Source organism: Bradyrhizobium sp. USDA 3256, assembly GCF_054058275.1.
The window spans coordinates 2,118,570-2,140,870 of record NZ_JBSSAE010000002.1 but is presented as its reverse complement, the minus strand read 5'-3'; the positions used below and the strand labels follow the sequence as shown (position 1 = coordinate 2,140,870).

Here is a 22,301-nt window from a genome sequence, read left to right as displayed (position 1 = left end):
GCACAGACGGAAAATGGCGATTTCGGGCTAAGCCGTCGATATCTCAGGGAAAATAACAACGGACGTGTTGCGAGGCGGTCGTTCGGCAGTGGGTTTATTGCCTCGATCGAGGCTGCAACGAAGGAGATTTTCTCCGGTGTTTTTGCCCGCGCAACAACGCTCGCACGGCTGGCCGCTTGCGTGAGGGACGCACCCGCGGAATAGTTCCCTCAGCCCCGCGGTATATCTCTCCCGCAAGGCCGGCGCCTGCACGATTTCTGGATATTGGAAATGTACCCCTGAGTTGCCCGACGCGTCAAGTTGCCTGCTCGAACGCCGGCAGCCGCCAGCTCCTTTGCATGGGGTTGTTTTCGATATTTTTGGCCGCGCGCAGCCGCGGCCCCCGCAAGGGCAGGCCTGACCCTACCCCGGCATGAACCCGAACGCCTTCTCGAACCGTCTTGCGTAGACCGGCCAGACCTCGGGATTGATGATGCGCGGCGGGCGCTTGCCGTCGAGGGCGTCGAGGATCTGCTCGGCCGCGATCCGGCCCATGTTGATGCGCGCCTCGCGGGTGACGCCGGCGGTGTGCGGGCTCGCCAGCACATTGTCGAACTGCAGCAATGGATGATCCGGCGGCGGCGGCTCCTTGTCCCAGACGTCGAGCCCGGCGCCGGCGATGCGTTTGTCACGCAGCGCTTCCTCCAGCGCCTCCTCGTCGTGGATGAAGCCGCGCGCAGTGGTGACGAAATAGGCGTGCGGCTGCATCAGCGCGAACTGGCGCGCGCCGATCATGCCGCGGCTGTTCTTGTCCAGCGGACACGAGATCGAAACAAAGTCCGCGCGACGCAGGAGATCGTCGAGTTCGACCTTCTCTCCGCCCCGCTTCGCCATCTCATCCGCCGTGAGATAGGGATCGTAGGCGATCACCTTCATGTGCAGGAGGCCCCTGCACAGCTCGGCGATGCGGCGGCCGACATTGCCGAGACCGACGATGCCGACGGTCTTATCCTTCAGCTCGTTGCCGATCAGGTCGTTGCGGTTGACGTTGGCCTCGCGCCGCAGCCTGCGGTCGGACTGGATGATCCGCTTCGACAGCGTCAGCATCATGCCGAGCGCGTGTTCGGCGACCGAATTGGCGTTGCCGCCGGACTGGTTGACGACAAGCACGCCCGCCGCGGTGCAGGCATCGACATCGACGGGATCGAAGCCGGCGCCATTCGACGACACGATCAGAAGATTCGGCGCGCGCTTCAACAACTCGGCATGGGCATGGAAATGCGGCGCCAGCTCATCGCGGGCCGCGCCGATCTGATAGGCATGCGCGTCGGCAAGGACGGGCGCGAACGTCGCCTCCGGAGTCTCGTTCTCCAGACGATCGAGCCGGACGTCCGGCCGCTTCTTCAGGATGTCGACATAGATCTCGTGGGCGAGGTATTTGACGTAGAATACGCGCTTGTTGTTGACGGTCATATCTTCGGACAGCTTTCAGTTTGGGAAGCCATAGAGTCGTGCGGGATTGTCGACGAGGATGCGGTGCCGGGCCGCCGCATCCGGCGTCCATTCCTGGAACAGCGTCAGCAGATGGCCGGCGTCGGGCATTTCGCCCTCGACCCGCGGATGCGGCCAGTCGCCGCCCCACACCAGCCGTTCAGGATTGGCTGCGACCAGTGCCTGGTGGAACGGCCGCGCATCCGGATAATCGGGCGCCCGCTGGCTCAGGCGATGCGCGCCCGACAGTTTGGCCCAGCACCAGCCTTCGTCCACCGCACGCAAAAGGCTCTGAAAGCCCGCGGTGTTGATGCCGGCGGCAGCATCGGTGCGGCCCATGTGATCGACCACGACCGGCAACCCAAGCGCCTTCAGCGTCGGGATAGTGTCAGGCAAATCCTTCACGTCGATCCAGAGTTGCAGATGCCAGCCGAGCTCGGTCATCACGCCCGCGTGCGTCTCGGCAACGCTCAAGGGAATGCCGCCGCGATAGTGCAGCTGTCCGCCGCGGAAGAAATGGTTGAAGCGCAGGCCGCGGACGCCGAGCACATGCCATTGCCGCAGCGTGCCTGCCGCCACATCGGCATCGGCCACCGCGACGCCGCGCAGCCGCGCGGGCTCGCGCTGCAACGCATCCAGCATCGCCGAATTGTCGTGGCCGTGCGCGCTACCCTGCACCAGCACGCCGCGGGCGAAACCGAGCGCGTCGAGCATGCCGAGATAGGTCGCGAGCGGCGCGTCCGGCGGCGTGTAGCTGCGATCGCCGGCATAGGGGAAGCGATCGGCCGGACCGAATACATGCGCATGCGTATCGCAGGCCTTCGGCGGTAGCTTGTCTCTGGGCGGCGTCACTGGACGCGGCGGCAGGCAGGCGGGAATCTCTGACGCAGCCATGTTCTATTCCGCCTTCATGCCGGCGGCCTTGATGATCGGCCCCCATTTGTCGTAGTCGGCCTTGATCTTGGCGGCGAACTTGTCCGGCGTGGAGCCGATCGGGATCGCACCGAGCTTGCCGAGACGCTCCTTCACGGCATCGGTGTTCACCGCCGCGACGAAATCATGCGAGATCTTGGCGACGAGGTCGGCCGGCATGTTGCCGGGTCCGAGCAGCCCCCACCACACCTCGGTGTCGTAGCCCGGCACGGTCTCCGACATGCTGGGCACGTCAGGCAGGAACGGCGCACGCGAGCCCGTCGTCACCGCGAGCGCGCGAACCGTGCCGGCCTGCAGCTGCCCGACCGATTCCGGTCCGTTGTTGAACGACAGCGGAATTTGCCCGCCGAGCAGATCGTTGATCGCGGGCGCACCGCCCTTGTAGGGAATCGCGTCGAGATCAATCCTGGCGAGGCTCTTGAGCAGCTCGCCGGCCAGATGGGTCGAGGTGCCGTTGCCGGCATGGGCGAAGGACAGGCTGCCGGGCTTTGCCTTCGCCGCGGCGATGACGTCGGCGACCGATTTGAACGGCGAATCCGCGCGCACCAGCAGCACGTTCGGCGACGACGCCAAGAGCGAGATCGGCGAGAAATCCCTGAACGTGTCGTAGGGCGGCTTTGGATAAAGGAACGGATTGGTGGCATGGCCGCTCGCCACCATGATCAGATTGTAACCGTCGGGCGCGGAGGTCGCGATCGCCTGCGAGGCGATCACCCCGCCGGCGCCTGGCCGGTTCTCGACCACGATCGATTGCGTCCAGGTCTTCGACACCGCTTCGGCGAGCGTCCGCGTCAGCACATCGACGCCGCCGCCGGGCGGATATGGAACGAGAATGTGAACCGCCTTGGCCGGGAACGGCTGCGCGGACGCAAGGCCAGCCACAACCATGGCCGCCGCTGCAATGGCGGTCCGCCAGACCCATCCGGCCATCGACGCCTCCCGTCCCTTGATCGCTACCGTCCCTTTTTCGTTACGCCTGTATCGCACGTTGGCTCGGCGCGGCGATGGCCGAATTCCGCAGATCGCGTTGCGGCCGCGACATGTTGACAATCGCAGGCACCGCGTCAAGTTTCGTGCGGCAAGCGGCCATCAGCGTCGCGCGAGCAGGGAGAACAGGATGGCGGCCGCGGAACAAGCCTCGTCCAAAGATAAAGGCCAGTCGGCGACCAGCTGGCACGGCATCGTGCTGCAGACGCTGAAGCGGAACGAGATCAAGCTCGTGCCCTATGTGCCCGATCGGGTGCTGACCACGCTGATCAAGGATCTGCACGCCGATCCCTATTTCAACACGTTTCCGACCGCGCGCGAGGAAGAAGCGGTGGGCATCGTCTCCGGTGCCTGGATGGCGGGAATGCGCGGCGCGGTGCTGATGCAAACCTCGGGCTTTGCCACGCTGGCCAATGTGCTGGCCTCGCTTGCGGTGCCCTACCAGATCCCGCTGATCATGTTCGTCTCCGAGCGCGGCACGCTCGGCGAGTTCAATTACGGCCAGGCGCTGGTCTGCCGCACCATGCGCCCGGTGCTGGATTCGCTGGCGATGGAACATCACACCATCACCCGGCTCGACGAGCTCGAATTCATCGCCGACCGCTCGATCAAGCAGGCCGTCACCACCCAGGCGCCGGTGGCGCTGATCCTCTCGCCGCTGTTGACCGGCGGCAAGACCTTCGACAAGTGAGATCAGCCATGACCAGCACCCACACGCGCAACACCAAGGTGATGAACCGCTTCGAGCTCACCCAGCGCCTCGTCGCCGGCCTGAAGGACGAAGCCGTGATCGGCGGCATCGGCAACACCAATTTCGACCTGTGGGCCGCCGGCCATCGCCCGCAGAATTTTTACATGCTGGGCAGCATGGGCCTCGCCTTCCCGATCGCGCTCGGCGTCGCGCTGGCGCAGCCGAACCGCCGCGTGTTCGCGCTCGAAGGCGACGGCTCGCTGCTGATGCAGCTCGGCTGCCTCTCGACCATCGCAACGCTGGCGCCGAAGAATCTCACCATGGTAGTGATGGACAACGGCATCTATCAGATCACGGGCGCGCAGCCGACGCCGGCCGCCGGCCATACCGACCTCGTCGCGATCGCTCTCGCCAGCGGGATCGCGAACAGCTCCTGGGCCGCCGACGAGGACGATTTCGAGCGGCTGATCGAACAGTCGAAACAGGCCCCCGGCCCGACCCTGATCGGGGTGCGCATCGACGACAAGCCCGGCACCGGGACGACGCGGCGCGATCCCGTGCAGATCCGCGAGCGGTTCATGAACGGGATGGGGGTACGGCAGCTGCTCTAGATAAGAAGGCGCCTGCAACCTACGCATCCGTCACTGCGAGATGCTCGCGACAAAATTGCAGAGCAATTTTGCGCTGAAGCGGCGAAGCAATCCATCATTCCACACATGCGGAGAGATGGATTGCTTCGCTGCGCTCGCAAATGACGGCTGTGGCCGCTCAATTCAACCTCAACTCGGTGATGTGCCGCGGATCCGGCGCGAGCTCGCCGCGTTCGACGCGCTTGACGATGTCGGTCAGCGCGGCATTGGCGTTACACGCGATGCCAAGCTTCCCGCCTTCGCGGACCACGAGGCCGTTGAGGAATTCGATCTCGGTGCGGCGGCCCTTTTGCATGTCCTGGCCCATCGAGGGACGCTGTGCGGATGAAGTGCGCTTGGCATCCTTGAAGCGCTGCTCGTCGCAAACGCGCGCTGCGGCCTCATCCCCCTCGCCGGCGCGGGCGATGGTCTCCGGCGGCAGGTGCAGGATCTCTTCCAGCTGATAGCCCTGCGCCTGGCCGACGCGGATCGCCTCGCTGCCGAGACGCGTCGAGAAGCGGCGCAGCGGCTCGCTTTGCAGCACCTCGCCACCCGCCAGACCAGTACAGGCCGAGAGCCCGTTGCCCATCACGTTGGCGACGAGCTTGGACCAGCGCTCGCCCCAGAGATTGGAGGTGACCTTGGCGCTGTCGGAATAACCGACCAGGCGGCAGACTTCCTCCGCCCGCGCCGTGATGCGGCCGTGCACCTCGCCGGCGCGAAACACGGTGTGCGCTGCGCCGCCCTTGCCGGCTCCGCGGTGGATATGGCCCGGCTCCGGCAGATTGACGGTGATGCTGCTCGCGATGCAGCCGAGCGTCTTGCCCCAGCCGACGATGCCGGCGATGGTTTCCTCGTTCATGCAGTTCTGCAGCGACACCACATAACCGTCCGCCGCCAGATATTGCCGGATCAGCATGGTGGCCCAGGCGGTGTCGTAGGACTTCATGCAGACGAAGGCGATATCGACCGGTTTTTCCTTTGCCAATTGCTGCGCGTCGGTGACATCGAGTGCGCGCACTGGCACCGAGAATTCCGCGACGTCCATCGCATGCGTGACGCGCAGGCCGTGCTTGCGCATGTGCTCGACATGCGCGGGCCAGGGGTCGATGAAGGTGACGTCCTCCCCCGCCTGCACCATATGCGCACCGGCGTAGCCGCCGACAGCACCCGCGCCGACGATCGCGATCTTCCGACCCATGCTTCCATCCCCTGCTCTTGATTGAGACGAACGCTGGCTGCGTCCATCCGTTGCGGACCAGTCTAGGGGATCGCGGCGTCAGGCCAACCGGTCCTTTCATGAAAAAAGCTGGGCGGTGCCATGCCGGTAATCATGGGACCCGCGAAAATCCCCGCGGACGATGGGCCCGCGAGGATGTTCGTAGTCAGAAGTCTCGACGCGATCAGTCGATGATCTTGACGATCCGGCGGGTGCGCGGCTCCACGATCACGCGGCGATCATTGACGACCGCGTAGCGATACTCGGTGTAGCGCGGCACCGGACGCAGCACGACGGTGTCGGGCAGCGGCTCGCCGACCACGACGCGTTCACGCACCACCACCGACGGCTCGTTGCGCGGGATCGAGGTGATTACCGCATTCGGGATCTCGAGGCCGGCGCCGACCGCGGCACCCACCGTGCCGCCGACGATCTCGCCGACAGGCCCCGCGATTTCGCCGCCGGCCCGCGCACCGTTCGCGGCGCCCGCCGCAGTCGTGGACTGCGCGAAGGCCGAACCGGATGCGAGCAGCGACGCTGCAGCGACAAGGGACACAGCAAAACGCTTGTTCATGATTCTCCTCCTCCGAATTGATCGATGCCCCCTCAACATCGCAAGCGACGAGAACGTTCCGGTTCCAACGCTGCAACTCGCGCAACTCCAGTTCCGCGCGCAATTCGCTTGATTCCGGCACGAACGAAAATGCCGCTCCGGACAATGTCCGAAGCAGCATTCATCCTGGGTTCAGATTCAGAAATCGTGCAGAACAGACCGCGCGGCGCGCCGTTCATTCCGGCAGCTTTTGATCGGCTCGCCGTCTCGGAGCTCGCCGTCTTGGCGGCGGTGCAGCCGCTGGCTTGATGCGGATTCGCATCGTCCCGCCCTTGGACTCGATCTCGAACGCGTTGGTCCTGCGCACCAGCTCGCCGAGGGTGCGGAAGCCGTAGGTCCTCTGATCGAAATCCGACGCGAAATTGGCCAGCTGCCGTCCGACCTCGCCAAGCGTGACCCAGCCGTCCTCGCTCGCCATCTGGCTGATGACCTTCTTGATGATCGGCGTGGCGGCCTCGGGCGGCTGCAACGGCTGGGCCCGCACGGCGGCATCCTGATTGCTCGGCGCGCCGCCGCGCAGATTCTCGGTGTAGACGAACCGGCGGCAGGCCTGCCGAAAACTCTCCGGCGTCTTCTGCTCGCCGAACCCGAACACGTCGATGCCGTGCTCGCGGATGCGGGCGGCAAGCCGGGTGAAATCGCTGTCCGACGACACCAGGCAGAAGCCGTCGAACCGGCCGCTGTGCAGCAGGTCCATGGCGTCGATCACCAAGGTGATGTCGGATGCATTCTTCCCGGTCGTATAGGCGAATTGCTGTTGTGGAATAATGGCGTGCTTCGACAGGACGTCGGCCCAGCCCTTGGACCTGGGATTGGAGAAGTCGCCGTAGATGCGGCGCACACTGGCCTCGCCGATCTTGGCGATCTCCTCGAACAGCCCATCGGCGATCTTTGCAGATGCGTTGTCGGCGTCGATCAGGACGGCCAGACGAGGCGAACGGAGTTCGGAAGGCATGGCATTTCTCGGTTGGGACAGGACGAATGGACAATTCCGCAGACAGCCGCGGAACCGGCGCGGCCGTCGTATCGGAGCACATCGCGCGTCCCAAGCATAGGCGGCATCGCCAAGACGTCGCGGCGATGCCAGCCTTGAGGCGGCGAGGTCAGATCACCTCGCCCAAGTCGATCGCCCGCCTGGCGAACTCGATGGCCTTCTCGGCGGTGATCGCGTCCGCTGTGGTCGTCGCCTCGTCGCGCACCGACGGCGGCGAAGCGATCCGGATCTTCTTGCCGTTCGAACGGCGGATAGTCGCGCGCCAGCGATCGACATCGCGCCGGTAGGCGTCGATCACAAAATCCCGATAGGTGACGCCGCTCATCAGCGGCTGAATCGATGCCGCTTCGACAGTGAGCGGCCGGCTTGCGATGTCGCGCACCATCTCGACAATTGTCTCGACGGCATGCTCACGCGCGACGCCGGTCGCGTCCCTGAGCAGATAGCTCACCGCCGCGCCGATCTGCGCTCTCGCGCGATCGTCGCTCGCAAAATCCAGATCGGCCTGAACTGACATATGGGGAAAACGCCTCCGCCCGACGCAACATCGGATACCTCCAGGCATCCGGCACCTTGCAACCACGTGACGTTTAGTCGGCTCCCCATTAAAGCCGGATTATCCGTTAGCCCCCGATTTCTCGGACGCCGTTAACCGGCTCTTGATGCCGCTTCGCAGGATGCCCGACGCGGCAAGGATGGTCGGCCGGATCACGGAAGGACCGCGCTACGTGCCGATGTGTCCGCGGCCCCGTCCGGTGCCGCAGCCCTGCCCGCGCCGCCAATTCGCACCTGATCAGCAATTGACATATCACTGCTATCCGTGTGACATTTTATTAAAAGGGGCCGACAAGAGCCCATCAATGTCCACTTGGGGAGGCAGCAATGACCATTTCCGACGTCACCGCAGCAGCCGGAAGCCGGGCTCCGGCCGCCGTTACGCGAACCGCGCAGGCGCAGCAGGTCGCCGATATCGCGGCACGGCTCGAACGCCTGCCGCTGACCTCCTATCAGCGCTGGATCTTCGGTATCATCGCGACAGCGTGGTTCTTCGACAGCATGGATCTGGCCGCGCTCACCTTCGTGCTCGGCTCGATCCGTCAGACCTTCGGCCTGTCGACGGCGGAAGCCGGGCTGCTGTCCAGCATGAGCTTCCTCGGCATGTTCGCGGGCGCCGCCTCCGCCGGCCTGCTCGCCGACCGCTTCGGCCGTGCCCGCGTCTTCCAGGTCAGCATGATCTTCTGGGGACTGGGCAGCCTGTGCTGCGGTCTGTCCACCACGGCGACCGCGCTCGGCGCATCCCGCCTGCTGCTCGGCTTCGGAATGGGCATGGAGTTTCCGGTCGCGCAGTCGATGGTCTCGGAGATCATGCCGGCGCGCAACCGCGGCCGCTACATCGCGTTCCTCGAAGGATTCTGGCCGCTCGGCTTCATCGCGTCGGGCCTGCTGACCTACTTCGTGCTGCAGGTCGCCGACTGGCGCTGGGTTTTCATCCTGCAGGCGATCCCGGCCGTGTTCGTGCTGGTCGTGCGCCGCTACGTCCCGGAATCGCCGCGCTGGCTCGCCTCGCACGGCTATTCCGAGCGGGCCGAAGCGACCGTGCGCAATATCGAAAGCAGGGTCCGCGACCGTCTCGGCGGCAAGGACCTGCCGCCGGTGCTGCGCCAGGCGGCTGCCCCCGTCTCCGAAGTGACGGGCCTGAGAACGCTGTTTTCGGGCATCTACGCCAAGCGGACCACGATGTTGTGGACCCTGTGGTTCTTCGCCCTGCTCGGCTTCTACGGCCTGACCACGTGGCTCGGCGCGCTGCTGCAGGCCAAGGGCTTCCCGATCACCAAATCGGTGTTCTACACCATCCTGATCTCGCTCGCGGGGATCCCCGGCTTCCTGGTCTCGGCGTGGCTCGTCGAATCCTGGGGCCGCAAGGCGACGCTGGTGATGAACCTGCTCTGTGGCGCGATCGCCTGCCATTTCTACGGCTCGGCGGCGGACCAGACCCAGCTCATCATTGCCGGCCTCTGCATGCAGTTCTTCCTGTTCGGCATGTGGTCGGCGCTCTACGCCTATACGCCTGAACTGTACCCGACCCATGTCCGTGCGACCGGAACGGGCTTTGCTTCCGCGGTCGGCCGAATCGGTTCGCTGATCGGCCCCTATGTGATCGGCGTGATCCTGCCGGCGGCCGGACAAGGCGGCGTGTTTGCGCTCGGCGCCGGCGCATTCGTGGTGGCGGCGCTTGCGGTGCTGTTGCTCGGCGAGGAAACCCGCGGCCGGACGCTGGAAAGCATTTCGCACTGATGGGCGCGCGGCGCGCCGTCCGATTCGGCGCGGCGCCGATCGACCGCCCTTGTCATTGCCATCGGGCGTGTGAGATATCTGCTGTACAGCAGCACTCACGATCCTGATGGTAAATTCGAGCAAACGATCCAGCACGGTGCGCGCGCGCACAGCAGGGAGCCGCCGGCCGGCACGGCCATCCTCCGCCGCCGGCGACAAGCCGCGCGGTTCCGCGCCGGCCCCTCTTCCGCAAAGCGACGTCACGCTCACCGATCGCGCCTATGCCGAGCTGGAAGAGCTGATCGTGACGCTGCAACTGCCGCCGGGCACCGCGCTCTCCGAGCTCGTGCTCGCCAAGCGGCTCAACATCGGCCGAACCCCGATCCGCGAAGCCTTGCAGCGCCTGTCGCGCGACGGCCTCGTCAACATCCTGGCCCGCCGCGGCGTGCTGGTGTCCGAGATCGACCTCAGGGCCCAGCTGCGCCTGCTGGAAGTGCGGCGCGAGCTGGAGCGGCTGATGGCGCGCGGCGCCGCCGAGCGCGCTACCAGCGAGCAGCGCACGCAGTTCTCCGAGATCGCCGCCGGCATGCGGCGCGCGGCGGAGAAATCCGACGACCTGCTGTTCATGCGGCTGGATCACCAGTTCAACACGCTGATCTCCGCGGCGTCGCGCAACGAGTTCGCCTCCCGTGCCATGGGCCTGATGCATGGCCTGTCGCGCCGGTTCTGGTACCAGCATTACAAGGAAGCGGCCGATCTGCCGCTGGCGGCGCGGCTGCATGCCGACGTCGCCGAAGCCGTCGCCGAGCGCCGGGTCGACGCCGCGGGCGCGGCGTCCGACAGCCTGATCGACTATATCGAGAGTTTTGCACGTTCGACGCTGTGAGAGCGATCAGAACTCAACGACCGTGCGGATCGACCGTCCGCGCCGCAGCGCCTCGAAACCGTCATTGATGCCGTCGAGGCTGCAACGGCCGGTGATCAGTTCGTCGAGCTTGAGCCGGCCGTCGAGATAGGCCTGCGCCAGCAAGGGAAAGTCGCGCCGGGGCCGCGCGCCGCCATAGCTCGAGCGGCGAAATCGCTTCTCGCCCATTAACGCGCCCCAGCGAAAACTCACGTCCTGCGTGACGTCGATCTTGCCGAGCCAGATCACCTCACCGCCCGGCCGCACCGCCTCCGCGGTCTGCCGGAACGCCTGCGGATGGCCCGCCGCCTCAAGGATGACGTCGGCTCCCCGGCCGCACGTCGCCTGCTTTGCGAACTGGACCGGATCCTCGCGGGCCGCGTTGACGACGTGCGTGGCGCCGAGCTGCCGCGCGAGGCCAAGCTTTGCATCGTCGAGGTCGACCGCGATAACAGCACCGGCGCCGGCAAGCCGGGCGCCCTGCACCGCTGCCAGCCCGACCGCGCCGCAGCCGGTGACCATCACGGTATCACCGTGACCGATGGCGGCGACGTTCAGCGCGGCGCCGACGCCGGTCATGACGCCGCAGCCGATCAGGCACGCGCGGTCGAACGGGATGTCGTTCGGCACGACGATCGCCTGCTGGGCCGGCAGCACGACATATTCCGAGAACGCGCCGAGGAACATCAGGTGCGCCAGGTTGCGGTCGTCCGCGAGCCGCGCCTTCGACGCGCCGTCGAAATGCACGCCTTCGGCGCCTCGCACGAGGTAGGTCTCGCACAGGATCGGCTGCGCGCGGTCGCAGTGAAAGCAGTGCCCGCAATGCGGATTCCAGGACAGGATGACGTGATCGCCGACGCTGATGTCGCGCACCGCACTGCCGATTTCCTCGACCACGCCTGCCGCCTCGTGCCCGAGGATCATCGGCAAGGGATAGCGCAACGATCCGTCGATGACTTCGAGATCGGTGTGACAGAGCCCCGCGGCACGCACTTTCACCACGACATCGGTCGGCATGGGCGGCGCAAGCGATACGCGCTCGACGGAAAGCGGCGTTCCGCCCTGATGCAGCACCGCCGCGCGACAGGTCAGGGTCATCTCAAGAGTTCTCTGCCGGGGGCATCAGCACGGGCTCAGGCCGTCTGTCCGGAGCGCAGCGCCGCGACCGCCTCGTCGAGATCGGCCGAGGAGAGTTCCCATTCATTGTCGAAATTGGCGACGACGCGCCGCATGAAGCTCTCGTGCAACGCTTTCGCAACAGCGGCATCGTGCAGATGGTCATAGAGCAGCGCGAAGGCCAGTTGTGCCGGCTCCGGCCCCTCGTAGCTCCATTCAAAACCGTGTTCGGTGAGACGAAGCTGGTCGTAATGCGGTGACAGCGGCTTGCCATCGACCAGCACCGAAATGCCGTCGATGGTGCGGTCCCCGGTATAGCTCGCCATCGGATCCTCCCTGTGCTGCAGCATCATATCAGGAGCTCGGTCAGGATCCTGGCGGGCGCATCTTGAGGTCCTTCTTGACGACCTCGGGGAAGATCCACATCGCGACGGTTGCGAACACGCCGAGGAAGGCGACCGCATAGCTCGGTCCCTGCTGTCCCAGATAGACCATGAAAAAATACCCGCAGGCTGCCGTGGCGAGGCACGCCAGCGACAGCATGAGCTTGATGTGGCTTGGCATCGAGACCTCCCTTCAGGTCATCCAGTTGTGAAACGACGGTGCCGCCACGCGGACCAGCAGCGCAAGCGCTACGATCATGGCGCAACAGGACAGCCGCAATCCCGCGCGTCCGTCGCGCCACCATTCCGGCAGCGCCTGAAACAGCCCGGGCAAGAACAAGAACAGCACGCCGCCGACGACAACGATTGTGGTCCAGCGCAATTCGGCCAGCGCGAATGCCAGCGTGCCGGCGAGCAACATCACCCAAACTATGGTCGTCATCGTCACCGGCAGAACGGCGCGCCCGCGCAGCGGATACATGCCGGCCAGCTGCAGGAAGCCAATGCAGCACACGCTCCACAGCAGGCCGAACCAGGCGAGGCCGGCGAGATTGGGTTCAAGCTGCGGCATGCGGCACCGATTGCCCCTTCGCTACGACCCGCGGCGTCCGCGCCGTCCGGCGCATGTCGGTCTTCACATAGCGCGTGCTGTAGCCGTTGAAGATGTGGCCAAGCAGGCCGCGATTGAGATCGGAGGTGCCGAACACATAGTCCATCACCGGGAAGGTCAGGTTCATGTTCCGCTCCATCATGATCGACTGGTTGTGATGGGCGGTATGATGCCGGCGGATGGTGTTGACGAAGGGCATGTTGCGCACGAAGGCATTTTCCTCGACGTGGCAGCAGAAGTGCATGAACTCGTAGATCAGGTACATCGAGGTCGTCGTGGTGATCAGCAGCCAGCCGGTGTTGGCCGAGATCACAAGGCCGGCGATGATCGCCGGTGGGATCGACATCAGGGTGAACACCACGAGCGCATAGGGCGGGAAGAAGGTGACACGCCAGTCGTGATGATCGGCGAAGCGCATCTCCTCCTCGGTGAAGAACTGATGGTGCATCAGCGTGTGGCGGCTGTAGATCGCGCGCAGCAGGGGCACATTCGAGGGCCGGTGCATGACGAAGCGATGCACCGCCCATTCGAAGAAGTTTGCGATCAAGAAGACCACGGGAATGGTGAGGTATTCCCACCATTTCACGTCATGCACATTGGCCAGATAGACGTACAGCGCCGTGAAACCGATCGTGTAGATCAGCACGACATGCAGCCAGCCATTATACCAGCCCACCACGCGCTCGCGGTAGGTCGCGCGATATTTGCGCTGGCGGTCGGTCATCCCTGTTGCAGCCAACTCCATCGCGGGGTCCTCCGTCATTCTGATCTGATATATCAGTAGCACATCAGGTGCGGAAGGCAAGCTTCGTCAGCCGCGCGCGGGTCCGGAAAAGAAGATGCTGCGCGGAACCCGCTCAGGACCGATCAGGGAAAGCCTGGGGTGGTCTCGAGAACGGCCAATAACAAAAAACCGCCCCGGACGGTGTCCGGGGCGGCCTGTAGTATTCGACAGATTCAGAAGATCAGAGCAGGCCCGCGCCGCGGGCCCACTTGTACTTGGCGCCGAGCACCTCGACCGGGAGCTCGGTCGAATAGGCGTAGGCCGGAATGCCGTGCTGGTAGAGATACTCGGCGGCTTCCTCGACCTCGACGTCGCCGGCGAGCGAGGCGACGATCGGCTTGACGAAGCCCTTGGCCTCCATCTCCTTCTTCACCTCGACCATGTTGCGCGCGAACACCATCGGCGGCGTCACGATGGTGTGCCAGTAGCCGAGGATCAGCGCGTGGATGCGCTCGTCCGACAGGCCGAGCTTGACGGTGTTGACATAGGTGATCGGCGGCTCGCCGCCGGTGATATCCACAGGATTTCCGGCCGCGCCGAACGGCGGGATGAACTTGCGGAACGCCGCATCGAGATCCGGCGGCATCTGCATCAGCGACAGGCCGTTGTCGACCACGGAGTCGGAGAGCAGCACGCCGGAGCCGCCGGCGCCGGTGATGATCAGGACGTTCTCGCCCTTCGGCGTCGGCAGCACCGGCACGCCGCGGGCGAATTCGAGCAGCTGCCGCAGGCTGCGGGCGCGGATCACGCCGGACTGCTTGAACACGTCCTCGTAGATCTTGTCGTTGCCGGCGAGCGCGCCGGTGTGCGACGAGGCCGCCTTCGCACCGGCCGAGGTGCGGCCGGCCTTGAGCACGACCACCGGCTTCTTCTTGGAGACGCGCTTGGCGGCCTCCGCGAAGGCGCGGCCGTCCTTCAGATCCTCGCAGTGCTGCGCGATCAGGTTGGTGTTGGGGTCCTGCTCGAAGAAGGCGAGCAGATCGTCCTCGTCGATGTCGGACTTGTTGCCGAGGCCGACGATCGCCGACACGCCCATCTTGGCCGAGCGCGAGAAGCCGATGATCGCCATGCCGATGCCGCCCGACTGCGACGACAGCGCGGCGTGGCCCTTGACGTCATAGGCGGTGCAGAACGTGGCGCAGAGGTTGGCCGGGGTATAGTAGAAGCCGTAGATGTTCGGCCCCATCAGGCGGATATTGTACTTCTTGCCGACCTCGACGATCTCGGCCTGCAATTCCGGCGCGCCGGCCTCGGCAAAGCCCGAGGGAATCAGCACCGCGCCGGGGATTTTCTTCTCGCCGCATTCGGCGAGCGCGCCGGCGACGAATTTCGCCGGGATCGCAAACACCGCCGTGTCGATCACGCCGGGCACGTCCTTGACGCTCTTGTAGGCCTTGTAGCCGAGGATCTCGTCGGCCTTGGGGTGGATCGGATAGATCTCGCCCTTGTAGCCGCCGTTGATGAGGTTCTTCATCACGGAGTTGCCGATCTTGCCGTCCTCGGCGGAGGCGCCGATCACCGCAACGCCCTTCGGCTGCATGATGCGGTTCATCGCGGCGACGATCTCTTCGGTCGGACGCGGCGCCGGGCGCGGCTTGTAGTTGAAGTCGACGACGATGCGGACGTCGGCGGCGATCGCGTTCTTGCTGGTGGCGAACACCGGGTTGAGGTCGAGCTCGACGATCTCGGGGAAATCGCTGACCAGCTGCGACACCTTGACGATGACGTCGGCGAGCGCCTCGCGATTGACCGCCTCGCCGCCGCGCACGCCCTTCAGCATCTCATGCGCCTGGATGCCGTCGAGCATCGACAGGGCATCGTCCTTGGTCGCGGGCGCGAGGCGGAAGGTGATGTCCTTGAGAATTTCGACCAGCACGCCGCCGAGACCGAAGGCGACCAGCTTGCCGAACGAGCCGTCGGTGATCGAGCCGACGATCACCTCGGTGCCGCCGCCCAGCATCTGCTGGACCTGGATGCCCTCGATCTTGGCGTCGGCCTTGTACTTCTTGGCGTTGGCCAGAATCGTCTCATAGCTCTTCTCGGCCTCGGCGGCGCTCTTGACGCCGACCACCACGCCGCCGGCCTCGGTCTTGTGGAGGATGTCGGGCGAGACGATCTTCATCACGACCGGGAAGCCCATGTCGGAGGCGATGCGGGCGGCCTCGGCCGCCGACTTAGCGACGCCTTCTTTCGGCACCGGAATGCCGTAGGCGTCGCACACCACCTTGCCTTCGGGCGCGGTGAGGCTCGTGCGCTTGTCGGCCTTGACCGCATCGAGAATTTTGCGGACCGCATCCTTCGAATTTGACATTGGCTTCCTCCTGGGACAGATTTCGTGGCATTTGGTATGCCAAAAACGCAATTGTCAAGGTCGGTCGAGGTCCAAAAAGATCGAAAAATATAGGCAGCTTGACATTCTGGTATTTGGCATGCCAAAAATCTAAGGTAATTTCTTCTGCTAAGAAGACGTCTCCAAGAGGAGGAGACGAGTCGTGCCAGAACCGAAACAGACCAAGGCGTCGCCCACCATGGCTGACACAGATATCGCCATCGTCCGGATCGCGCCGGAGACGAGCTTCAAGAACAAGGCCTATGAAGCCTTGAAGGAAGCGATCCTGAAGATGGACATCTACGCGACGCCGGAGCCGGTGATGCTCGACGAGCGCGCACTGTCCGAGCGCCTCGGCGTCAGCCGCACACCGATCCGCGAAGCGATCGCGATGCTCGAGCAGGACGGATTCGTGAAGACCGTGCCGCGCCGCGGCATCGTCGTGGTCCGCCGCACCAAGGCGGAGATCGTCGACATGATCCGCGCCTGGGCGGCGCTGGAGAGCATGGCGGCGCGCCTGATCACGACCACCGCGCGCAAGAAGGACATTTCGGCGCTGCGCGACTTCTTCAAGGACTTCAGCGACGATCGCCTGCCGCAGGATCACGTCGAGGAATATTCCAAGGCCAACATCGCCTTCCACCAGGCGCTGATCTCGCTGTCGGAATCGCCTGTTCTGGTCGACCTCACCAATGACCTGCTGCTGCATGTGCGCGGCTATCGCCAGCTCACGATCGGTCGCAAGGACCGCACCGCGACCTCGCTGCCCGAGCATCTCGGGATCATCGAGGCGCTGGAAGCGCGCGACACCGAGCTTGCCGAGAAACGCGCGCGCGACCACACGCTTGGGCTTGCCGCCTATGTCGAGGCGCACGGCCAGGAACTTTTCACTTAACCACTCAAGTTCACACGCTTCAGACGACAATCAGATCGTCCGAACAAGAACGACCAGGGAGACGATGCCGATGCTGAATACCGCTACGAAGTCCGAGGCACCGGGCACCGAGCAAGAACTGACCGATGGCTTCCATCTCGTCATCGATGCGCTCAAGCTCAACGGCATCGACACCATCTATGGTGTGCCGGGTATCCCGATCACGGACCTGGGCCGCATGGCCCAGGCGGCGGGCATTCGCGTGCTCTCGTTCCGCCACGAGCAGAATGCCGGCTATGCGGCTTCGATCGCCGGCTTCCTGACCAAGCGGCCCGGCGTCTGCCTCACGGTGTCGGCGCCCGGCTTCCTCAACGGCCTCACCGCGCTCGCGCATGCCACCACCAACTGCTTCCCGATGATCCTGGTCTCGGGCTCGTCCGAGCGCGAGATCGTCGACCTGCAGCAGGGCGACTATGAAGAGATGGATCAGCTCGCGATCGCCAAGCCGCTGTGCAAGGCCGCGTTCCGCGTGCTGCACGCCCAGGACATCGGCATCGGCCTCGCGCGCGCGATCCGCGCCGCGGTGTCGGGCCGTCCGGGCGGCGTCTATCTCGACCTGCCCGCAAAGCTGTTCTCGCAGGTGATGAACGCCGACGTCGGTCAGAAGTCGCTGGTCAAGGTGATCGACGCCGCGCCCGAGCAGATCCCCTCCCCGTCTTCGGTCAAGCGCGCGCTGGACGTGCTGAAGAGCGCAAAACGCCCGCTCATCATCCTCGGCAAGGGCGCGGCCTACGCGCAGGCCGACGAGGCGATCAAGAATTTCGTCGAGAAGAGCGGCGTGCCGTTCCTGCCGATGAGCATGGCCAAGGGCCTGCTGCCCGATCTGCATCCGCAATGCGCGGGTGCGGCGCGCTCGACGGTGCTGAAGGAAGCCGACGTCGTGATGCTGATCGGCGCCCGCCTCAACTGGCTGCTCTCGCATGGCAAGGGCAAGACCTGGGGCGAAGCCCCGAAGAAATTCATCCAGGTCGACATCGAGCCGAAGGAAATGGATTCCAACGTCGAGATCGTCGCCCCCGTGGTCGGCGATATCGGCTCCTGCGTGTCGGCATTCCTCGACGCTATGGGCGCGAACTGGACCGCGGCGCCGTCCGACTGGCTCTCGACCGTCAGCAAGAAGCGCGACGACAACGTCGCCAAGATGGCGCCGAAGCTGATGAGCAACGCTTCGCCGATGGACTATCACGGTGCGCTCGGCGCGCTGCGCGCCATCATCGCGGAACGTCCGGACACCATCTTCGTCAACGAGGGCGCCAACACGCTCGACCTCGCCCGCGGCGTCGTCGACATGCACAAGCCGCGCAAGCGGCTCGACGTCGGCACCTGGGGCGTGATGGGCATCGGCATGGGCTATTCGATCGCCGCTGCGGTCGAGACCGGCCTGCCCGTGCTCGCGGTCGAGGGCGACAGCGCATTCGGGTTCTCGGGCATGGAGGTCGAGACCATCTGCCGCTACAAGCTGCCGATCTGCGTCGTGATCTTCAACAATGACGGCATCTATCGCGGCACCGACGTCAACGGCGCCGGCGACGATCCGGCGACCACCGTGTTCGTCAAGGGCTCGCGCTACGACAAGATGATGGAAGCCTTCGGCGGCGTCGGCGTCAACGCCACCTCGCCGGACGAGTTGAAGCGCGCGGTCAATGCGGCGCTGGATTCCGGCAAGCCGACGCTGATCAACGCGGTGATCGATCCGGCGGCGGGCTCGGAGAGCGGCCGCATCGGCAACCTCAATCCGCAGAGCGTTCTGCAGAAGAAGAAGTAACAGGTCCCCCTAACCCATCACTCCCTGCGGGTGCAGGGGCAGACAGAGTACGGAGCAAACATTATGACCAAGGCGCTGAAGGGCGTTCGCATTCTCGATTTCACCCACGTCCAGTCGGGTCCGACCTGCACGCAATTGCTGGCCTGGTTCGGCGCCGACGTGATCAAGGTCGAGCGTCCCGGCGTCGGCGACATCACGCGCGGCCAGCTGCAGGACATCCCGAACGTGGACAGCCTGTATTTCACCATGCTGAATCACAATAAGCGCTCGATCACGCTCGACACCAAGAACCCGAAGGGCAAGGAAGTGTTGACCGCGCTGATCAAGCAGTGCGACGTACTGGTCGAAAACTTCGGCCCCGGCGTGCTCGATCGCATGGGCTTCCCTTGGGAGAAGATCCAGGCCATCAACCCGAAGATGATCGTCGCCTCGATCAAGGGCTTCGGCCCGGGCCCGTATGAAGACTGCAAGGTCTACGAGAACGTCGCGCAGTGCACCGGCGGCGCCGCCTCGACCACCGGCTTCCGCGACGGCCTGCCGCTGGTCACCGGCGCGCAGATCGGCGACAGCGGCACCGGGTTGCATCTCGCGCTCGGCATCGTCACCGCGCTGTACCAGCGCACCCACTCCGGCAAGGGCCAGCGCGTCACCGCCGCGATGCAGGACGGCGTGCTCAACCTCGCCCGCGTCAAGCTGCGCGACCAGCAGCGCCTCGCCCACGGTCCGCTGAAGGAATACAGCCAGTTCGGCGAAGGCATTCCGTTCGGCGATGCCGTGCCGCGCGCCGGCAACGATTCCGGCGGCGGCCAGCCCGGCCGCATCCTGAAGTGCAAGGGCTGGCAGACCGACCCGAACGCCTACATCTACTTCATCACCCAGGCCCCGGTCTGGGAGAAGATCTGCGACGTGATCGGCGAGCCGACCTGGAAGACCGATCCGAACTACGCCAAGCCGCCGGCCCGCCTGCCGCGCCTCAACGAGATCTTCGCCCGCATCGAACAGTGGACGATGACCAAGACCAAGTTCGAGGCGATGGAGATCCTCAACAAGGACGACATCCCCTGCGGTCCGATCCTGTCGATGAAGGAGATCGCGGAAGACCAGTCGCTGCGCGCGACCGGCACCGTGGTCGAGGTCGATCACCCGACCCGTGGCAAGTACGTCTCGGTCGGCAACCCGATCAAGCTGTCGGATTCGCCGAGCGACGTTCAGCGCTCGCCGCTGCTCGGCGAGCACACCGACGAGATCCTGCGCGAGGTGCTCGGCTTCTCGGATCACCAGGTCGCCGAGATCCACGACTCCGGCGCGCTCGACCCGCCGCGCAAGCAGGCGGCCGAGTAAAGGCTCGCACTCAAGCAAGACACGAATGGCCGCGGGAACCGCGGCCATTTTTGCTTGGAGCAGACCTTCAGGAATTGTCCTGTCCGGGTTTGCTACGTGGCCCTCATAGCCAGATTGGGACGGCACTGCCGTCCCGGCAGGTCCTCAGAACCTCAATTCTTTGCCGGTCCCGCTGTCGTGAGCTTCTCCATCACATCGCCAACGGTGAAGCTCGCCGCCTTGGCACGCGGTGGAAATTCTTTGAAGCTCTCGACGTACCTGGCGACAATCGCTTGCGCAGGCACTAGCAGAAACGCCCGGTGGGCGTGCCAGTCGCCATACAGCATGCTGGTCGGGCCCCGCTCGAACGGGTCAGCACGCAGATTGTACAACATAGGCGCACGCAGCTTTGTGAACTGACCCTGCCAGACGCCGAGAGGAGCTTGTGGACTTACTTCGGTGTGTTGCTCCATGAACGTCGCCTTCCAGTGCCCCACCCGCAGAGCCATCAGATCGCCATCGTCGCTCCAATAGAGGAACTCCTTGCGCGGCGATTCCTTGGCGTCGCCCTTCAGGAAGGGAAGCAGATTGAATCCGTCGAGGTGAACCTTGAATTGCTTGCCGTTGAGAGCCGTCCCCTTCTTCGTCCGTTCGACGAGATCGGTATCGCCGTTGGCGGCCGCGAAGGTCGGAATGAAATCCTCGTGGGCGCAGAGATCATTGACGATCGTTCCAGGCTTGATGACGCCGGGCCACTTGATCAGGCAAGGGACGCGGAAGCCGCCTTCCCAGTTGGTGGCTTTCTCGCCTCTGAATGGCGTTGTGCCGCCGTCGGGCCACGTGAAGACTTCAGCCCCGTTGTCCGTTGTATAGACCACGATGGTGTTGTCGGCGACACCGAGATCGTCCACGAGCTTCAACAACTCGCCGACCATGCCGTCATGCTCCACCATGCCATCGGGATAGACGCCGAGTCCCGTCTTGCCCTGCGACGCTGCCTTCAGGTGCGTGAAGATGTGCATTCGCGTTGAATTGAAATAGCAAAACCACGGTTTGTTGGCCCGATGTTGTCGGTTAATGAAATCCTTGGCAGCCGCGAGGAATTCCTCGTCGATCGTTTCCATGCGTTTGGAATTTAACGGGCCGGTGTTTTCGATCTTGCCGTCGGCCGTTGACTTCAACACACCCCGTGGACCGAATTTCTTGCGGAACTCGGGATCTTTTGGATAGTCTGGGTTCTCCGGCTCCTCTTCGGCGTTGAGGTGATAGAGGTTGCCGAAGAACTCGTCGAAGCCGTGCGCGGTCGGCAGATGTTCGTCGCGGTCACCAAGATGGTTCTTGCCGAATTGTCCGGTGGCGTAACCATACGTCTTGAGCACGTCGGCGACGCTCGGATCGAGTGGCCCAAGTCCGAGTTCGGCACCAGGCAGTCCTACCTTGGTAAGGCCGGTCCGGATCGGCGTCTGGCCGGTGATGAAAGCGGCGCGTCCCGCAGTGCAACTCTGCTGCCCGTACCAATCTGTGAAGGTCGCTCCCTCCCGACCAATGCGATCGATATTTGGCGTGCGATAGCCCATGACACCCATATTGTAGGCGCTCACATTAAACCAGCCGATGTCGTCCCCCATGATGAAGAGAATGTTGGGCTTTCTTGCAGCTCCGGAGGCCGGGCTGGCGGGCGACGCCTGCTGGGCTTGGCCGAGTGCTTCCGACGTGAGCGCGGCCGCCGCGACCAATGTTGACGTCCCCAACAGCAAACGTCGGCGATCAAGGTCGCCTACGGATACGGCTTTCGGCGACGGTTTGTCCTCAGTGCTCATTATCTTGCTCCGATCTCACACGCGAGTTGCGGGGGGCAGTGAGACCAGCTTAGGGCAACGAGCGAGGTTACGGATGTGCAGTTTGTGCCATACAACCCGGGCGGGCATCGCGCCTCAACTCAACGGCGAACATCATGCGATTTGGCAGCGATATCAGCGTCCGGTCCTGGATCAGTGGCGACATCGTCAGCGCGAGCCGCTATCGGCCGCGAGCGACCTGACATGTCAGCCCGCTGACCCTTCCAGCCCCAACTTCCACAGCGGCGGCAGGTCGGCAAACGGCGGCGTGGTGTGTGCGATGACGATCGCGGCGCGGTGGCCGTCGGGATCGATCTTGCTGTTGATCGCCTCGACGTGCGCCTACACCGCGTCGAACCCGACGCCGAGGATGCCCGCGATCCCCTCGTTCGACTTGCCTTGTCCGAGGTCAAGTCGATGCGGAGAGATAGCGGCGTTGGCGACTTGCGCGGTCCGCTGGCGCTCGGTCCGGTGACCCGGCAAGCAGGCGTCTCATCTAACGATTGAT

General features: G+C 64.5%; 21 protein-coding genes. 7 read left to right on the top strand and 14 right to left on the bottom strand.

What is annotated here, in order from left to right; genetic code table 11:
* Nucleotides 1–402: 402 nt before the first annotated feature.
* From ACVWY5_RS11570 to ACVWY5_RS11560, 3 genes are read right to left on the bottom strand one after another with little or no spacing between them, the layout of a single operon-like run.
* On the bottom strand, nt 403–1,452 hold the full coding sequence (locus ACVWY5_RS11570; RefSeq protein ID WP_028331506.1) for a hydroxyacid dehydrogenase: 1,050 nt from the start codon (nt 1,450–1,452) through the stop codon (nt 403–405).
* Between the two features lie 15 nt (nt 1,453–1,467).
* Nucleotides 1,468–2,364: an amidohydrolase family protein gene (locus ACVWY5_RS11565; protein WP_051375971.1), complete on the bottom strand. Its 897-nt coding sequence runs from the start codon at nt 2,362–2,364 to the stop codon at nt 1,468–1,470.
* A gap of 3 nt (nt 2,365–2,367) precedes the next feature.
* Entirely contained in the window at nt 2,368–3,333 is a 966-nt protein-coding gene (locus tag ACVWY5_RS11560) for a tripartite tricarboxylate transporter substrate binding protein (protein WP_028331508.1), read from the bottom strand.
* Between the two features lie 187 nt (nt 3,334–3,520).
* Between ACVWY5_RS11560 and ACVWY5_RS11555 the strand changes: the two genes are divergently transcribed.
* Nucleotides 3,521–4,081, top strand: coding sequence for a thiamine pyrophosphate-binding protein (locus ACVWY5_RS11555; RefSeq protein WP_028331509.1), 561 nt, complete (start codon nt 3,521–3,523; stop codon nt 4,079–4,081).
* Between the two features lie 8 nt (nt 4,082–4,089).
* Nucleotides 4,090–4,692 carry a thiamine pyrophosphate-dependent enzyme gene (locus tag ACVWY5_RS11550; RefSeq protein WP_028331510.1) on the top strand — a complete coding sequence of 201 codons (603 nt, stop codon included), beginning with the start codon at nt 4,090–4,092 and terminating at the stop codon, nt 4,690–4,692.
* 157 nt (nt 4,693–4,849) lie between these two features.
* On the opposite strand, the gene ACVWY5_RS11545 is transcribed toward ACVWY5_RS11550, so the two are convergent.
* The 4 genes from ACVWY5_RS11545 to ACVWY5_RS11530 all read right to left on the bottom strand — a co-directional run bounded on the left by ACVWY5_RS11545 (nt 4,850) and on the right by ACVWY5_RS11530 (nt 8,053).
* A complete protein-coding gene (locus ACVWY5_RS11545; protein WP_028331511.1) occupies nt 4,850–5,911 on the bottom strand; it encodes a ketopantoate reductase family protein in 1,062 nt (353 codons plus the stop codon).
* A 202-nt stretch (nt 5,912–6,113) separates the two neighbouring features.
* Nucleotides 6,114–6,503 carry a DUF1236 domain-containing protein gene (locus ACVWY5_RS11540; protein WP_016842369.1) on the bottom strand — a complete coding sequence of 130 codons (390 nt, stop codon included), beginning with the start codon at nt 6,501–6,503 and terminating at the stop codon, nt 6,114–6,116.
* 214 nt (nt 6,504–6,717) lie between these two features.
* The gene (locus ACVWY5_RS11535; protein WP_028331512.1) at nt 6,718–7,497 is read right to left on the bottom strand and encodes an NYN domain-containing protein; all 780 of its coding nucleotides are present in this window, start codon (nt 7,495–7,497) and stop codon (nt 6,718–6,720) included.
* 148 nt (nt 7,498–7,645) lie between these two features.
* Complete coding sequence (locus ACVWY5_RS11530) at nt 7,646–8,053, bottom strand: hypothetical protein (RefSeq protein ID WP_028331513.1); 408 nt, start codon at nt 8,051–8,053, stop codon at nt 7,646–7,648.
* A gap of 365 nt (nt 8,054–8,418) precedes the next feature.
* Here ACVWY5_RS11530 and ACVWY5_RS11525 point away from each other — a divergent pair, with 365 nt between their 5' ends.
* On the top strand, nt 8,419–9,831 hold the full coding sequence (locus tag ACVWY5_RS11525) for an MFS transporter (protein ID WP_028331514.1): 1,413 nt from the start codon (nt 8,419–8,421) through the stop codon (nt 9,829–9,831).
* Between the two features lie 106 nt (nt 9,832–9,937).
* Complete coding sequence (locus ACVWY5_RS11520) at nt 9,938–10,696, top strand: GntR family transcriptional regulator (protein WP_028331515.1); 759 nt, start codon at nt 9,938–9,940, stop codon at nt 10,694–10,696.
* Between the two features lie 6 nt (nt 10,697–10,702).
* Here the strand turns inward: ACVWY5_RS11520 and ACVWY5_RS11515 are convergent, their stop codons facing one another.
* The 6 genes from ACVWY5_RS11515 to ACVWY5_RS11490 all read right to left on the bottom strand — a co-directional run bounded on the left by ACVWY5_RS11515 (nt 10,703) and on the right by ACVWY5_RS11490 (nt 15,918).
* Nucleotides 10,703–11,812 (bottom strand): Zn-dependent alcohol dehydrogenase, encoded by a 1,110-nt coding sequence (locus tag ACVWY5_RS11515; RefSeq protein WP_028331516.1) that lies wholly within the window; start codon nt 11,810–11,812, stop codon nt 10,703–10,705.
* Between the two features lie 35 nt (nt 11,813–11,847).
* Nucleotides 11,848–12,156, bottom strand: coding sequence for a DUF6166 domain-containing protein (locus ACVWY5_RS11510; RefSeq protein WP_028331517.1), 309 nt, complete (start codon nt 12,154–12,156; stop codon nt 11,848–11,850).
* Between the two features lie 40 nt (nt 12,157–12,196).
* Complete coding sequence (locus ACVWY5_RS11505) at nt 12,197–12,394, bottom strand: hypothetical protein (RefSeq protein WP_024579640.1); 198 nt, start codon at nt 12,392–12,394, stop codon at nt 12,197–12,199.
* 12 nt (nt 12,395–12,406) lie between these two features.
* Nucleotides 12,407–12,784: a hypothetical protein gene (locus ACVWY5_RS11500; RefSeq protein ID WP_028331518.1), complete on the bottom strand. Its 378-nt coding sequence runs from the start codon at nt 12,782–12,784 to the stop codon at nt 12,407–12,409.
* Nucleotides 12,771–13,568: a sterol desaturase family protein gene (locus ACVWY5_RS11495; protein ID WP_028331519.1), complete on the bottom strand. Its 798-nt coding sequence runs from the start codon at nt 13,566–13,568 to the stop codon at nt 12,771–12,773. The genes ACVWY5_RS11500 and ACVWY5_RS11495 overlap by 14 nt, the downstream gene beginning before the upstream one ends.
* A 220-nt stretch (nt 13,569–13,788) precedes the next feature.
* On the bottom strand, nt 13,789–15,918 hold the full coding sequence (locus ACVWY5_RS11490; RefSeq protein WP_028331520.1) for an acetate--CoA ligase family protein: 2,130 nt from the start codon (nt 15,916–15,918) through the stop codon (nt 13,789–13,791).
* Between the two features lie 217 nt (nt 15,919–16,135).
* On the opposite strand from ACVWY5_RS11490, the gene ACVWY5_RS11485 reads away from it, so the two are divergent.
* From ACVWY5_RS11485 to frc, 3 genes are all read left to right on the top strand, one after another.
* Nucleotides 16,136–16,831 (top strand): GntR family transcriptional regulator, encoded by a 696-nt coding sequence (locus tag ACVWY5_RS11485; protein ID WP_050387017.1) that lies wholly within the window; start codon nt 16,136–16,138, stop codon nt 16,829–16,831.
* Between the two features lie 70 nt (nt 16,832–16,901).
* Complete coding sequence (gene oxc, locus ACVWY5_RS11480; protein ID WP_028331522.1) at nt 16,902–18,635, top strand: oxalyl-CoA decarboxylase; 1,734 nt, start codon at nt 16,902–16,904, stop codon at nt 18,633–18,635.
* A 63-nt stretch (nt 18,636–18,698) separates the two neighbouring features.
* Nucleotides 18,699–19,976 (top strand): formyl-CoA transferase, encoded by a 1,278-nt coding sequence (gene frc / locus ACVWY5_RS11475; RefSeq protein ID WP_028331523.1) that lies wholly within the window; start codon nt 18,699–18,701, stop codon nt 19,974–19,976.
* Between the two features lie 152 nt (nt 19,977–20,128).
* Here the strand turns inward: frc and ACVWY5_RS11470 are convergent, their stop codons facing one another.
* Nucleotides 20,129–21,775, bottom strand: coding sequence for an arylsulfatase (locus ACVWY5_RS11470; protein ID WP_028331524.1), 1,647 nt, complete (start codon nt 21,773–21,775; stop codon nt 20,129–20,131).
* Between the last annotated feature and the right edge of the window lie 526 nt (nt 21,776–22,301).